Raw genomic sequence first — 15,144 nt, 5'->3', positions numbered from 1 at the left:
GGCTGTGGCCGCGAGCGCTGGCTGCTAACTGTCAGACGATGGTCAAGGTGACGTCGATGTTGCCGCGGGTGGCGTTGGAGTACGGGCAAACGATGTGCGCGCGATCCACCAGGGTTTGTGCGGCTTCCGGGGCCAGGCCAGGCAGGCTGATGCGCAGTTCCACTTCGATGCCGAAGCCGGTGGGGATGGCGCCGATGCCGACGGTGCCTTCGATGAAGGTGTCAGTCGGGATGCTCAGCTTGTCGCGGGCGGCGACGAATTTCAGGGCGCCGAGGAAGCAGGCGGAATAGCCGGCAGCGAACAGCTGCTCCGGGTTGGTGCCGCTACCGCCGGCGCCGCCGAGTTCTTTCGGGGTGGTCAGGGCGATGTCGAGGATGCCGTCGGAGGACACAGCGCGGCCTTCACGGCCACCAAAGGCTTCAGCGGTTGCACGGTAGAGAACGTTTTCGATAGTCATGGCATTGATCCTTGTCGGTGAGTTAGGGATGGATTGGCTTGCTAACCTTTTGTGCGCTAACCGTTTCCATGAGGTGAACTATATTGCGCAAAACATTAGTGCGCAAGATAAATGCATGGAAGATTTAGCTATACCACCTTGCGCTTATTGGCATAAGCGCGGCGCGGGTCGATGTTTGCTCTGGCGCTCGTCGCGGATATTGAGTGTTTCGCCGGCAGGTCGGTGCGCTGTGTGCACCTGATCAGCTGCCTGGGGCGCCATCTGTGGTAGGCTGTGGCGATTTTCACCGGTCCGTCTTTCGACAGGAGTGTTCATGTCCCTGACCCGTATTTCCCTTGCTCTGGCGCTCGCGCTGGGCAGTAGCGTCGCTCTGGCTGCCGACCCCGATCAGGTCATTCGTCAGTCGCTCAAATCGCTCGACGCCAACCTGCCTATCGAGGCCATTGCCGAGAGCCCTATGACCGGTATCTATCAGGTTCAACTGGAGGGAGGGCGTCAGCTCTACACCAGTGCCGATGGTCAGTTCCTGATCCAGGGCTACCTGTTCCAGGTCAAGGACGGCAAGGCTGTGAACCTGACCGAGATCGAAGAAAGCCGTGCGGTGGCAAAGCAGATCAACGCCATTCCGGCCAAGGAGATGGTGGTGTTTGCGCCGAAGGCGCCGAAGACCCATATCACCGTCTTCACCGATACCGACTGCGGTTACTGCCAGAAGCTGCACAGTGAGGTGCCGGAGCTCAACCGTCTGGGCGTCGAAGTGCGTTATGTCGCCTTCCCGCGCCAGGGCCTGAACAGCCCGGCGGCCAAGGAGCTGGTCAGCGTCTGGTGCGCCAAGGATCAGCAGGACGCGATGAATCGCGCCAAGACTCGCCAGAGCGTTGCTGACGCTACTTGCGATAACCCAGTGGCCAAGCAATATCAGCTTGGTCAGATGATTGGGGTCAACGGCACGCCGGCCATCGTCCTGGCCAACGGCAAGATGATTCCGGGTTACCAGCCGGCGCCGCAGTTGGCCAAAATAGCTTTGGAGTCAAACGACTGAGTGCGGATTGACTAACAAACAGCCGCTTCGTAAGGTGCGGCTCTTTATCTGCGGCCGGGGCATGCTCCGGCCGTTTCGTGCAGTGCTGATGGGGAATTGAGTGTGAAGCCGGTCAAAGTAGGCATCTGTGGGTTGGGCACCGTCGGTGGCGGTACGTTGAATGTACTCAAGCGCAATGCCGAGGAGATTACTCGGCGCGCCGGTCGCGGCATCGAGATTGCCCAGATCGCCATTCGCTCGCCCAAGCCTCAGTACGACACCACCGGCATTACCATGACCAGCGATGTGTTCGAGCTGGTCAACAACCCCGAGATCGATATCGTCATCGAGCTGATCGGTGGCTACACCCTGGCCAAGGAGCTGGTGCTCAAGGCCATCGAGAATGGCAAGCATGTGGTCACCGCCAACAAGGCGCTGATCGCGGTGCACGGTAACGAGATCTTCGCCAAGGCACGTGAGAAGGGCGTTATCGTCGCCTTCGAAGCTGCCGTGGCTGGCGGTATTCCGGTGATCAAGGCGATCCGCGAAGGCCTGTCGGCCAACCGCATCAACTGGCTGGCCGGCATCATCAACGGTACCGGCAACTTTATCCTCACCGAGATGCGTGAGAAGGGCCGCGCCTTCGAGGACGTGCTCAAGGAAGCGCAGGCGCTGGGTTATGCCGAAGCCGATCCGACTTTCGACGTCGAAGGTATCGATGCCGCGCACAAGCTGACCATCCTGGCTTCCATCGCCTTCGGCATTCCGCTGCAGTTCGACAAGGCCTACACCGAAGGCATCACCAAGCTGACCACGGCTGACGTGAATTATGCTGAGGCGCTGGGCTATCGCATCAAGCACCTGGGCGTCGCTCGTCGCACTGATGCCGGCATCGAGCTGCGCGTGCATCCGACGCTGATCCCGGCCGACCGCTTGATCGCCAACGTCAATGGCGTGATGAACGCAGTAATGGTCAATGGCGATGCGGTTGGCAGCACCCTGTACTACGGTGCTGGTGCCGGCATGGAGCCGACTGCTTCGGCAGTGGTTGCCGATCTGGTGGACGTGGTGCGTGCGTTGACCACCGACCCGACCAACCGCGTGCCGCACCTGGCTTTCCAGCCGGATTCGCTGTCCGATCACCCGATCCTGCCCATCGCCGAGTGCGAAAGCGCCTACTACCTGCGCATCCAGGCCAAGGATCATCCGGGCGTGCTGGCTCAGGTGGCGAGCATCCTGTCGGAGCGCGGCATCAACATCGAGTCGATCATGCAGAAGGAGGTCGAGGAGCAGGACGGCCTGGTGCCGATGATCCTCGTGACCCACCGCGTGGTCGAGGCGCGTATCATCGAGGCCATCGCCGCCATGGAAGCGCTGGATGGCGTGACCTCGCCGGTCATGCGTCTGCGCGTCGAACAGCTCAACTAATCCCGTGTCCACCCGCAGGCGCAGGCCTGCGGGTGCAGTCGAACGAAGGTTTATCCCATGCGCTATATCAGTACCCGCGGCCAGGCGCCGGCCCTGAATTTCGAAGATGTGCTGCTGGCTGGCCTGGCCAGCGATGGCGGCCTATACGTGCCGGAAAATCTGCCGCGTTTCACCGTCGAGGAAATCGCTTCCTGGGCGGGCCTGCCGTACCACGAGCTGGCTTTCCGGGTGATGCGTCCGTTCGTTGCCGGCTCCATCGCTGACGCCGATTTCAAGAAGATCCTCGAAGAAACCTACGGTGTATTCGAGCACAACGCCGTGGCGCCGCTGCGCCAGCTGAACGGCAACGAGTGGGTGCTGGAGCTGTTCCACGGCCCGACCCTGGCGTTCAAGGATTTCGCCCTGCAACTGCTCGGCCGCCTGCTCGATCACGTACTGGCCAAGCGTGGCGAGCGCGTGGTGATCATGGGCGCTACTTCCGGTGATACCGGCTCGGCGGCCATCGAAGGCTGCAAGGCCTGCGACAACGTCGACATCTTCATCATGCACCCGCACAACCGTGTGTCCGAGGTGCAGCGCCGGCAGATGACCACCATCCTCGGTGAGAACATCCACAACATCGCCATCGAAGGCAACTTCGATGACTGCCAGGAGATGGTCAAGGCCAGCTTCGCCGACCAGGGCTTCCTCAAGGGCACCCGCCTGGTGGCGGTCAACTCGATCAACTGGGCGCGGATCATGGCCCAGATCGTCTACTACTTCCACGCGGCGCTGCAGCTCGGCGGCCCGGCGCGTTCCATCGCCTTCTCGGTGCCGACCGGCAACTTCGGCGACATCTTCGCCGGCTACCTGGCGCGCAACATGGGCCTGCCGGTCAGTCAACTGATCGTCGCCACCAACCGCAACGACATCCTGCACCGCTTCATGAGCGGCAATCAGTATGTGAAGGAAACCCTGCACCCGACCCTGTCGCCGTCCATGGACATCATGGTTTCGTCCAACTTCGAGCGTCTGCTGTTCGACCTGCACGGGCGTAATGGCGCGGCTATCGCTGGCTTGATGGATACCTTCAAGCAAGGTGGCGGCTTCAGCGTCGAGGAAGATCGCTGGGTCGAGGCGCGCAAGCTGTTCGATTCGCTGGCGGTGAATGACGAGCAGACCTGCGAAACCATCACCGAGGTGTACAGGGAGTGCGGCGAGCTGCTCGATCCGCACACTGCCATCGGCGTGCGCGCCGCGCGTGAGTGCCGTCGCAGCCTGGCCACGCCCATGGTGGTGCTGGGTACCGCGCATCCGGTCAAATTCCCCGAGGCGGTGGAAAAGGCCGGCATCGATGCCGTTCCGGCGTTGCCGGCGCACCTGACCGATCTGTTCCAGCGCGAGGAGCGCTGCACGGTGCTGGCCAATGACCTGAGGACCGTGCAGCAGTTTGTTGCCGCTCACGGTAATCGCGGCAAACCGCTCTGAGGTGTTCTGCTTCGATGAAACCGGCGCCCTTGTGGCGCCGGTTTCGTTTGTGGCTGGCTCAGAGGGCGAAGATCAGTGCCAGCAGCGCCATCAGAATGATCAGGATCAGCCAGATCAGTGCGTTCAGGCGACTGGCTCGCACGACGCCGGCGCCGCGCAGATGCACGGGTGGATCGTCTTCCAGGTATTGATCGATGCGACGTTCGGCTTCCTGCTGATCGTTGGCCAGGTATTCGCTCAGCAGGTCGATGGCGGCCTGACGTTGGCCTGCATGCACGAGCTGGCGTACTGCGGGTGGGAGTTCATTCATGGCACTGTCTGTCTCTCGGGTTGGCGGTCATAACTGAGACCCGGTTAGCGCTTTTTTGCGTGCGCAACGAAGGTACCTGGGGTTTAATTCGACACTTCGCGAATGGATGCGTTTTAGCCGAATCATGGATGAGCCCAGGTGTCTGCTTTTCTTCTTCCCATTCCAGTCCGCTTTTCGGTTGCCTTGCGCCGAGGATGACGGCTGCGCGCTCGTCTGACGAATGGCATCACATTTATCACATGTGAGTTCTTTACATGTTCACATGTAAGGGTCTAGTCTGCGTTTCATGGACAACAAATCATCAGCCCATTACCAGCGTCTTTATCGTCAGCGTCTGCGTGAGCAGGGGTTGATCAAGAAGGAAGTCTGGATCTTGCCCGAGCATGCGCCGTTGTTGGTCGCGTTCGAGCGCAAACTGCGCCAGCCACAGTCACTGCTGGCTTCGATGGAGAAGGAGGAGGGTATGAGCATGCCTCAAGTTTGGACCGCCCAGGCGCTGCATGAAGCGCTGGCGGCAACGGAACTGTTCCAAAGCGCTCAGGCCAGTATCGAGCTGATTCAAGGTGCCGATGCCAGCCTGCACATCACCATGCGTGAGTACGGCGACCTGCCGTTGTTCATCGCTGTATTCGGTGAGCAGATCATCGTCGAGGCGCTGCTCTGGCCGGCGGCGGACGTCAAGGATGCGGCGACCTTCAACGAAGAAGTACTGCGCACCCACAAGCTGTTCCCGCTGTCTTCCATCGGCCTGGAGAAAATGGTCGACGGGCGCGATTGCTACACCATGTTCGGCGCGTTGAGCTCGTCCTCGACCTTGTCCGATGTGGTGTTCGAAATCGAGTTGCTGGCGGACAACGTGATCAAGGCCACCGAAGCCTATGAAGGCTTCCTCAAGTCCGGCGCCTGAGAGGAGAGAAGACGATGAATGTCTGGAGCAAAATGCTGACGGCGCTGCGTGGCGGCGCCAATGAAGTGGGTGAGGCGGTGGTCGATAGTCAGGCCCTGCGTATCCTCGATCAGGAAATTCGCGACGCTGATGTCGAGCTGCGCAAGTCCAAGGAAGCGCTGGCCGAGATCATGGCCAAGCAGAAGCTGGCCAGCGACAAGGTGAGCAAGAGCGCGGCGAGCATCGCCGAGTACGAACAGTATGCGCTGAAGGCACTGGACGCGGGCAACGAGACCCTGGCCAAGGAAGTCGCCGAGAAGATCGCCAACCTGGAAATCGAGCAGGCCAGTGAGCGTGAGCAGGCCGAAGGCTTCGCTGCCAGCGTAGCCCAGCTGCGCAAGGCCGTGACTCAGGCTGAAGGCAACATCAAGCGCCTCAAGCAGCAGGTGGATACGGTCAAGGCCACCGAAAGCGTGCAGAAGGCGCAAATGGCTGTGGCCCAGCGCTACGGCGGCTCGCAGGCCAAGCTGCAGACGGCGGTCGAGTCGCTCGAACGCATCAAGCAGAAGCAGGCCGAGCGTGCGGCGAAGATGGAGGCCTCGGCTGAACTGGCTGCCACCAGCGCGCCGGACGATTCGCTGGAAGCCAAGCTGCGTGCTGCCGGCATCAAGGCCGACAACGCCAGCGCCGACAGCGTGCTGGCCAGGCTGAAGGACAAGTCCAAGGCCTGATCAGAGGCGCATGAACCGGCAGGTGCGAACCATCGCACCTGTCGTATGGATTCGGGAAAAGGAAAGCCATGGAACTCTTCCTGCAGACAGCTCTGTCATTCCCCACCGCTATCTACAGCTTCCTGCTGTGCGTGGCGGTCATCTACTGGTTGGTCGTCGCCGCCGGTCTGCTCGAGGTCGATTTACTCGACGTCGAGGCCGATTCGATGATGGAAGGTAGCGGCCAGACCGAAGGCCTAGCCGGCCTGCTCTACAAGCTCAAGCTCGACGGTGTGCCGGTCACTCTGGTGCTGACGCTGCTGTTCTTCTTTGCCTGGTTCGCCTGCTACTTCATCGAGCTATGGCTGCTGCGGCACCTGCCGTTGGGCATCCTGCGTTATCCGCTAGGGCTGGTGATCATCGCTGGCGCCCTGGTGCTGGCTGCCCCCCTGTGCGCGGCAATCTGCCGGCCGCTGCGGCCGCTGTTTCACAAAATTGAGGCGGTCAGCAGCAAATCGGTATTGGGCCAGGTGGCCGTGGTGCGCAGCGGCCGTGTTACTGCCACTCATGGTGAGGCGGTGCTGGAAGATGGCGGCGCTGGTTTGATCCTGCGTGTACGTGCAGACGAGGCACTGGGTTTCAAACGCGGCGACCGCGTCGTGCTGCTCGAGTACCTGGCGGCCGAACACGCCTATCTCATCATCACCGAAGAAGAGTTTCGCGGCATCTAGCCGACCATTCGTACGTAACAGAGGGCTGGCAGAGTGGGGCGTTGCCTAACCTGCCTGCACAACTAGCAAAGGAGTAGAGCTGTAATGGAAAACGTCATTCCCTTCATCGTCGGGGCAGGGCTGGTCGTCCTCTTCATCATTGCCCTGATCGCCTTGTTCAAGGCCTTCTACATCAAGGTTCCGCAGGGCACCGCGCTGATCGTCAACGACATGAGCTCGACGCCCAAGGTGCACTTCACCGGCTCCTTGGTGTACCCGGTGATCCACCTCAAGGAGTTCATGAAGATCTCCCTGATTACCCTGGAAGTCGATCGCCGCGCGAAGGATGGCCTGATCTGCCGCGACAACATGCGCGCCGACATCACCGTAGCCTTCTACCTGCGCGTCAACGAAACCCAGGAAGACGTGCTCAAGGTGGCCAAGGCCATCGGCGTGGAGCGTGCTTCCGATCGTGCGGCGGTCAACGAGCTGTTCAACGCCAAGTTCTCCGAAGCGCTGAAGACTGTCGGCAAGCAGTTCGATTTCGTCCAGCTGTTCGAGAATCGCCAGGACTTCCGTGATCGCATCGTCGAAGTGATTGGCAACGACCTGAACGGTTACGTGCTAGAAGACGTGGCCATCGATTACCTGGAGCAGACGGCCAAGCACTCGCTGGACCCGAGCAACATTCTCGATGCCGAAGGTATCCGCAAGATCACCGAGCTGACCGCTGCGCAGAACGTCATCACCAACGAACTGGAGCGCAACGAAGAGCTGGCGATCAAGAAGAAGAACGTCGAAACCCGCGAAGCGACCCTGTCGCTGGAGCGTCAGCAGGCCGATGCCGAAGCGCGGCAGAAGCGCGAGATCGAGACCATCCGTGCCCGTGAGGAAGCAGAAACCCTCAAGGTGCGTGAAGAAGAGCGCCTGAAGGCCGAGCAGGCCCGCATCCAGACCCAGCAGGAGCTGGACATTCGCGCCGAGAACCACCAGCGCGAAGTGGAAGTGGCGCAGCAGAACCGCCAGCGTGCCGTGGTCATCGAGGTGGAAAAGGTTACCCGCGCCAAGGACCTGGAAGTGGTCTCCCGCGAGCGCGAGGTCGAGTTGCAGCGCATCGAGAAGGAAAAGGCGCTGGAAGAAGAGCGCAAGAACATCGCCGCCGTGGTGCGCGAGCGTGTCGCGGTCGAGAAGACCGTGGCTCAGGAAGAAGAGCGCATCAAGGAAGTGCGTGAAGTGTCCGAGGCCGAGCGCCTGAAGCAGGTCACTGTACTCAACGCCCAGGCCGAAGCCGAGCAGGAGCTGGTGCGCCAGGTCAAGCAGGCCGAAGCCGACGAAACCCGTTCCAAGCACAAGGCAGTGGAAATCAACAACCTGGCCCAGGCCGAACTGGAAGCAGCCGCCAAGAGCGCCGAAGCCAAGAAGAAACTGGCCGAAGGTATCGAAGCCGAGCGCGCCGCACCTGGCCTGGCCGATGCGCGAGTGCGTGAAGTCACTGCCGCAGCCAAGGAGAAGGAAGGTCTGGCCGAGGCACGCGTGCAGGCCGAGCGCCTGATCGCTGAAGCCAAGGGCGAGCAGGAGAAGGGGCTGGCGCAGGCGCGTGTCACCGAAGCGCAAGCAGCTGCCAAGGAAAAAGACGGCCTGGCCGACGCCAAGGTGCTGGAAGAGAAACTCGGCGCCCAGGCGCGTGGCGAAGAGCAACTTGGCACCGCCAAGGCCAAGGCCACTCAGGATCTGGGTATGGCCGAAGCGCAGGTACTGTTGGAGCGTCTGAACGCCGAAGCAGAAGGTCTGGGCAAGAAGTTCGGCGCGCTGGATTCGCTCAGCGACAACGCCCGCCAGCACGAAGAGTTCCGCATGCAGCTGGAGAAGAGCTTCGAGGAGGCCATGGCCGCCATCGCTGCGAACAAGGACATCGCCAAGGATCAGGCCGAGGTGCTGGCTACCGCGCTGGCCAAGGCGAAGATCGAGATCGTCGGCGGCGAAGGCGACTTCTTCAACTCGTTCGCCAAGTCGTTGTCGGTGGGCAAGGCCATCGAAGGTGTGGTGGGCAAGAGCCCGGTGGTGCAGGACGTGCTGTCGCGCTTGCTGGCCGGCAAGGCGGCCGCAGCGCCGGTGGCCGCGCCAAGCGCAGGGACTGATCAGGCCTGAGTGCGTTGTCTGTAGGGTGGGCTTCAGCCCATCAAGTGGACAACGCACTTTTTGCCCATCACTGGCGACACGAACGGTGGCATTGTCCACCCTACCGGCCACAGCATGCCGAGCCTTGTGGGAGGGGCTTTAGCCGCGAACCTCCCACGCATTTTTCAGACCCTTTGCCCTGCTGATCGGGCGAGGGTGCTCGATGCCGAATATCCAGGAAGAACACGATGTCGGACGCACAAACACAGGACGTATTGGACAAGGCTGTCGCCGAAGGCGGTGCCTACGAGGTGCTGCAGCGGCGCCTGCAGGAGCAGGGTCAGCGCCTGCGCAGTTTGACCGAGACGCTCAATGGTCAGCGTCTGGCCGAGTTCGGCAGCAGCGCCATGGAGGCTATCGGTCGGGTGCGTATCCGCACCGAGAACAACTGCATCGCCCGCGATATCGTCCAGGTCGGTGAATGCCTGCTGTTCGGCTACAACGTGTTCCTGGGGCTGAAGAAAGAAACCAGCGTCGCCGACGTATTCTCCCTCTACCGCCTGGTGGAAACCCCTGACGGCTTCGATGCCGAGTCGGTGCCGCTGGACGGTAGCTTCCTGGCCCAAGCCAGCTTCGTCGCCGACTTCAACGAGCTGTACACCTACTACAAGAACACCCGTCTGCTGCAGCTGGCCATCCGTGAAGGCAAGCTGCTGGCGAGTTTCCAGATCGGTGAGCGCATTACCGACATCCGCGTATTCCGCTGGTCGATCTCCACCGACGGCAAGGACGTCCGCTACATCGACAATCGCGGTGAGCGCGATATCGCGTTGCCGGCGCCTTTCGACTTCGAGTGGCAGAAGACCACCCGCGAGATGGTGGTCATGGGCCGCCATCCGCACGTGAACATCCTCGACAGCGTATTCGTCGAGACTGTCGGCGGTGATCTGACCATCAAGGTCGAGAACAATACCCAGGATGGCCAGGGTATCTACCGCGAAGCCGTGGTCGACAAGACCCAGTCGCTGGATGACGCGCAGATCGAATACGTGCGCCTGGGCAGCCTGATCCTGCTGAAGATTCTGCCGTACCGCGAGGAGCAGTGGCGCTACCTGGTATTCAACAGCCTGACCAATCAGGTCGAGCGCATCGACGCCATCGGCCTGGCCTGCGTGCAGTTGCCGGAAGACCACGGCATCATCTTCCCCGGTGGCTATTACCTGCAGAACGGCGAGCACAAGACCTTCGAGCAGTCGATGGTCGGCATGCGCTTCAAGCGCTCGGTGCGCTCGCCCAACGGCGAAGACGTGCAGTACATCTTCTATCACCCGGAAGAAGGTCGCGCGGCGCTGTTCACCTACAACATGATCAATCGCCAGCTGCACAACCCGATCTTCGGCCACGGCTACGCACGCCTGGAAGACGGGCGCATGGTGATCTTCTCCGCCGAGGGCAGCGAGCCGACCCGCATCCATCCGATGCAGATCTGGCAGACGCCGTTCGAGAGCGAGGACTACGCCGCTCGCCAGCCGGCGCGCAGCGGTTTCTTCGGGCGCATCGGCAATGCTGAACTGGTGCGTGGTGTGTCCGATCTGCTCAACCTCAGTCGCGAGATCGACAGCCGCGAAGTGTCGGTGGCGCGTTACACCCAGCTATGCCAGAACACTCGCCGGCTGTTCGACATCTACCATTGGCTGGGCGACGCCCAGTGCGCCGAGCTGGCGCCGCTGCTGCGCGAAGTGGCTTCTACTTCCGAGCTGGTATTGGATGAGTTCGAGAAGGTCGAGAGCATTCGCCAGCAGTCCAGCCGGGCCATGGCCGAGGCCGAGTCGCGGCAGAAGGCGCTACTGTCGGGCTTGCTGGTCGACAGCTGGGACGAGGTGCAGCATTTCGTCGAGGCGCTCAATACCATCACCGCGCAGCGTGGTCAGTTGCTGACCATCCGCGACTACCGCTATATCGACGTGGCGCGTATCGACGCCATGGAAACCGAACTGCTCGAAGCACAGGAGCGCGTGGCCGGGGCTACCTCGACCTTCCTCGCCAGTGATGCGGCGCTGCAACCCTATGTGCAGCGCCTCGGCGAGCTGGACGGCCTGGCGCAGAAGGCCGATACCGTCACCCAGCTCAATGAACCGCTGGTCGAGATGCAGGAGATGGCCGGCAACCTCGACATGCTGTCGAGCCTGATGGCGTCGCTGAAGATCGATGACGCCACCCAGCGTACCGCCATCGTCGAATCGATTTCCGAGGTATACGCCCGGCTCAACCAGGCCAAGGCGCGTGCCGAGCAACGGCGCAAAGGCCTGGGCTCGGCCGAGACGGTGGCGCAGTTCGGCGCCCAGTTCAAACTGTTCGGCCAGGGCATCACCAACGCCTTGGCGCTGGCCCAGGACCCGGAGAAGTGCGACGAACAGCTGTCGCGTCTGCTGGTGCAACTGGAAGAACTGGAAAGCCAGTTCGGTGATCAGGAGCAGTTCCTCAGCGATATCCTCGGCAAGCGCGAAGAGCTGCTGGAAACCTTCGAGGCGCACAAGCAGAGCCTGCTCGACGACCGCCAGCGCCGCGCCCAGGGCGTGCTCGACGCCGCCCGGCGCATCCTCGACAGCCTGGGGCGGCGCACCGCGCGCCTGACCCAGATGGAGGAGCTCAACGCGTTCTTCGCCGCCGACCCGCTGATACTCAAGCTGCGCGAGATGGCCGAGCGCCTGCGCGAACTCAAGGACAGCGTCAAGGCTGATGACGTCGAGGCGCGTCTGAAGGCTGCCCGCGATCAGGCTGTGCGCGCCCTACGCGACAAGAGCGAGCTGTTCGAGGAGGGCGGCAACGTCATCAAGCTCGGCCCGCGTCACCGCTTCAGTGTCAACACCCAGGAACTCGACCTGACCCTGATGCCGCGCGGTGATCAGCTCTATCTGCACCTGACCGGTACCGATTTCCTCGAACCGCTGCGCGATGAGACGCTGGATGGTCTGCGCGACTACTGGCAGGTATCGCTGGAGTCCGAGTCGCCTGCGCTGTACCGCGCCGAATACCTCGCCGGCCTGGTGCTCGACGCTGCCGTGGCGGGCCGTGAAGGCCTGAGCCTGGATCTGCTCAAGACCCACCTGGCGCAGCCGGAAACCCTGACCCGCGTGATCCGCGATTTCGCTGCACCGCGTTACAAGGATTGCTTTGAAAAGGGCATTCACGACCACGACGCGGCGCTGATCCTCAGCCAGTTGCTGCCGCTGCGCGAGAGCGCCGGGCTGCTGCGTTACGCGCCGGCCGCGCGGGGCTTCGCCGCGCTGTTCTGGAACCGCTGGGGCCAGGACATCGAGGCCGAGCTGTGGCCGGAGCGGGCGCGCAGCAGCCTGCACCTGCGCCAGTTGTTCGGCAGCGAGGATGGCGTGCAGCGCCTGCGCGAAGAGATCGACGCGGCCATGCAGCGCTTCCTCGCCCAGCACCCGCTGCCGGTGGAGGCTGCACAGCGCCAGGCGGCTGCGGCCTATCTGGTCGAGGAACTGGCGGCCAAGCCGATCGAGTTCAGCTTCAGCAAGTACGCCCGGCAACTGCTCGACACCCTGCAGCAGCGCATGCAGGCCAGCCATGTCTGGGACGACTACCGCGCCGCGCTGGACAACCTGCGTGGCCGCCCGGTGCAGCGCTGGTCGCTGGCGCAGACCTGGTTCGACGGCCTGTGCGCGCAGGACGCCGCCATGGCCGAGCTGGCCGACTACGTGCCCGAGGCGATCGCCGTCAGCCTGCTGGATGACGACTTCCCCCGGCGTTTCACCGAGGTTGACCTGCGTTTCAGCGTCAGCGGCCTGCTCGGCGATCATCCGCGACTGCAGAATGGCAGCCTGCTGCTGGCCATCGACGATTACTTCGCCCGCCTGCGGCAGCACCTGGATCACTTCGTGCCGCAGTTGCAGCGCTACCAGGCGCTGCGCCAGGAAGTCATCAACCGCGAGCGCGAGGCGCTGCGCCTGAGCGAATTCAAGCCAAGGCCGCTGTCGTCGTTCGTGCGTAACAAGCTGATCAACGACGTGTACCTGGGCTTCATCGGCGACAACCTGGCCAAGCAGATGGGCACCGCCGGGGAGAACAAGCGCACCGACCTGATGGGCCTGCTGATGCTGATTTCGCCGCCTGGCTACGGCAAGACCACGCTGATGGAATACGTGGCGCACCGCCTCGGCCTGATCTTCATGAAGGTCAACGGCCCGGCGCTGGGCCACGAGGTGCGCTCCATCGATCCGGCGCAGGCGCCGGACGCTACCTCGCGCCAGGAGCTGGAAAAGCTCAACCTGGCGCTGGAAATGGGCAACAACGTGATGCTCTATGTCGATGACATCCAGCACACCCACCCGGAATTCCTGCAGAAATTCATCTCGCTGTGCGACGGCACGCGGCGCATCGAAGGCGTGTGGAAGGGCAAGACCAAAACCTACGACATGCGCGGCAAGAAGTTCTGCGTGGTGATGAGCGGCAACCCCTATACCGAGTCCGGCGACGTGTTCAAGATCCCCGACATGCTTGCCAACCGCGCCGACATCTACAACCTCGGCGACACCCTGGGCGGTATGCAGGAAGCCTTTGCGCTGTCCTACATCGAGAACGGTCTGACCTCCAACCCGGTGCTGGCGCCGCTGGCTACCCGCGACATGGCCGATGTCTATCGCTTCGTCGCCAAGGCCGAGGGCAAGCCGTTCTCCGCCAACGAGCTGAGCCATACCTACAGCGCCGCCGAGATCAACGAGATCACCTCGACCCTGCAGCGTCTGATGCAGGTGCGCGACGTGGTCGGCCGGGTCAACCAGCAGTACATCGTCAGCGCCGCGCAGGCCGACAGTTACCGCACCGAGCCACCGTTCAAGTTGCAGGGCAGCTACCGCAACATGAACAAGATGGCCGAGAAGATCAGCCCGGTGATGAACGATACCGAGTTGCTGCAACTGATCGCCGACCACTACCAGGGCGAGTCGCAATTGCTCACCACCGGTGCCGAAGAGAACCTGCTCAAGCTCGCCGAGCTGCGTGGCAACATGACGCCGGAGCAGACTGAGCGCTGGACGCAGATCAAGCGCGACTTCCTGCGCAACAAGGCCATGGGCGGCAGTGATACGGACGTTGGAGGACGCGTGGTGGCGCAGCTCAACGACCTGGTCGAAAGCGTGCGCGGTCTGGGGGCCGGCAAGACGCCGGCCAGCGAAGCGCCGGTTATCCCCTGGGAGCAATTGCTGGCCGGGCTGGATAGCCTCGGCAAACTGCGCCCGCAGGTGGAGGTGATCGCGCCGCCGCAACCGGGCACGCAAAAATTGCTCGAGAACCTGGCTGACAGCCTGGAAAACAGCTTTCTACCGCTGATCAAGGCGATGGACAAGAAGATCGACATCGATTTGCGCACCCACAACCGCATGCTGGAAATCTCCACCCAACTGCGTGACCTTGGCACGCTGCTGGGCCAGGAGCAGCGCAGCGACGCCTCGGATAACGAGGCGCCGTGAGGCGAGGCTGGCTGATCGAGCTGCGTCCGCTGTTGTTGATCAGCGGCGCGATGCTGCTGGTGCAATTGGTCAATGGCGCCCTCGGGGGCGCCCTGAATGTCTGGGGACTGTTGCCTCGTCATATCGAGGCGCTGCCCGGCATTCTCCTCGCGCCCTGGTTGCATGGCAGCTGGGCGCATCTACTGAGCAACCTCAGCGGTCTGCTGGTGCTCGGCAGCCTGGTGCTGCTGCGCTCGCGCCGCGATTTCTTCTTCGCCAGCGCCTTTATCATCATAGGCAGTGGCGTGCTGGTCTGGCTGTTCGGTCGTACCGGCCTGCATGTCGGGGCCAGTGGCTGGCTGTTCGGCTTTTGGGGGCTGCTCCTGGCACGCGCCTGGTTCGAGCGCAGCTTGCTCGATCTGCTGTTGGCCGTGCTGGTGTTCTTCCTTTACGGCGGCTGGTTCTTTGGCCTGCTGCCACGTGCTGGCGTTTCCTTCGAATACCACCTGGCGGGGGCTTTTTGCGGCGTTCTCTACGCTGCATTAAGCCGTCGTAATCATCGATAAAAG

General features: G+C 62.3%; 11 protein-coding genes. 9 read left to right on the top strand and 2 right to left on the bottom strand.

Features of this window, described 5'->3' with window-relative positions; translation table 11 throughout:
* Window positions 1-31: 31 nt before the first annotated feature.
* The gene (locus tag RTH74_RS17765; RefSeq protein WP_316915515.1) at window positions 32-457 is read right to left on the bottom strand and encodes an organic hydroperoxide resistance protein; all 426 of its coding nucleotides are present in this window, start codon (window positions 455-457) and stop codon (window positions 32-34) included.
* 313 nt (window positions 458-770) lie between these two features.
* On the opposite strand from RTH74_RS17765, the gene dsbC reads away from it, so the two are divergent.
* The 3 genes from dsbC (at window position 771) to thrC (ending at window position 4,373) form a co-directional block, all read left to right on the top strand.
* Entirely contained in the window at window positions 771-1,499 is a 729-nt protein-coding gene (gene dsbC / locus RTH74_RS17760) for a bifunctional protein-disulfide isomerase/oxidoreductase DsbC (protein ID WP_092377087.1), read from the top strand.
* Window positions 1,500-1,601: 102 nt separating this feature from the next.
* The gene (locus tag RTH74_RS17755; protein WP_179544213.1) at window positions 1,602-2,906 is read left to right on the top strand and encodes a homoserine dehydrogenase; all 1,305 of its coding nucleotides are present in this window, start codon (window positions 1,602-1,604) and stop codon (window positions 2,904-2,906) included.
* 57 nt (window positions 2,907-2,963) lie between these two features.
* Complete coding sequence (gene thrC / locus RTH74_RS17750) at window positions 2,964-4,373, top strand: threonine synthase (protein ID WP_316915514.1); 1,410 nt, start codon at window positions 2,964-2,966, stop codon at window positions 4,371-4,373.
* Window positions 4,374-4,431: 58 nt separating this feature from the next.
* On the opposite strand, the gene RTH74_RS17745 is transcribed toward thrC, so the two are convergent.
* On the bottom strand, window positions 4,432-4,683 hold the full coding sequence (locus RTH74_RS17745) for a hypothetical protein (RefSeq protein WP_099525788.1): 252 nt from the start codon (window positions 4,681-4,683) through the stop codon (window positions 4,432-4,434).
* A 286-nt stretch (window positions 4,684-4,969) separates the two neighbouring features.
* Here RTH74_RS17745 and RTH74_RS17740 point away from each other — a divergent pair, with 286 nt between their 5' ends.
* The 6 genes from RTH74_RS17740 (at window position 4,970) to RTH74_RS17715 (ending at window position 15,141) form a co-directional block, all read left to right on the top strand.
* Window positions 4,970-5,590, top strand: coding sequence for a YjfI family protein (locus tag RTH74_RS17740; RefSeq protein WP_125836575.1), 621 nt, complete (start codon window positions 4,970-4,972; stop codon window positions 5,588-5,590).
* 14 nt (window positions 5,591-5,604) lie between these two features.
* The gene (locus tag RTH74_RS17735) at window positions 5,605-6,300 is read left to right on the top strand and encodes a PspA/IM30 family protein (protein ID WP_316915513.1); all 696 of its coding nucleotides are present in this window, start codon (window positions 5,605-5,607) and stop codon (window positions 6,298-6,300) included.
* Between the two features lie 68 nt (window positions 6,301-6,368).
* On the top strand, window positions 6,369-7,010 hold the full coding sequence (locus tag RTH74_RS17730; RefSeq protein WP_316915512.1) for an OB-fold-containig protein: 642 nt from the start codon (window positions 6,369-6,371) through the stop codon (window positions 7,008-7,010).
* 84 nt (window positions 7,011-7,094) lie between these two features.
* Window positions 7,095-9,137, top strand: coding sequence for a flotillin family protein (locus RTH74_RS17725; protein ID WP_316915511.1), 2,043 nt, complete (start codon window positions 7,095-7,097; stop codon window positions 9,135-9,137).
* A gap of 218 nt (window positions 9,138-9,355) precedes the next feature.
* On the top strand, window positions 9,356-14,596 hold the full coding sequence (locus tag RTH74_RS17720; RefSeq protein WP_316915510.1) for a DNA repair ATPase: 5,241 nt from the start codon (window positions 9,356-9,358) through the stop codon (window positions 14,594-14,596).
* A complete protein-coding gene (locus RTH74_RS17715; RefSeq protein ID WP_316915509.1) occupies window positions 14,593-15,141 on the top strand; it encodes a rhomboid family intramembrane serine protease in 549 nt (182 codons plus the stop codon). The genes RTH74_RS17720 and RTH74_RS17715 overlap by 4 nt, the downstream gene beginning before the upstream one ends.
* Window positions 15,142-15,144 lie beyond the last annotated feature (3 nt).

The sequence above is a fragment of the Pseudomonas sp. zfem001 genome (assembly GCF_032621725.1).
Taxonomy (GTDB): domain Bacteria; phylum Pseudomonadota; class Gammaproteobacteria; order Pseudomonadales; family Pseudomonadaceae; genus Aquipseudomonas; species Aquipseudomonas sediminis.
The sequence above is the reverse complement of the archived record's forward strand: the minus strand, read 5'-3'. Positions and strand labels throughout refer to the sequence as shown.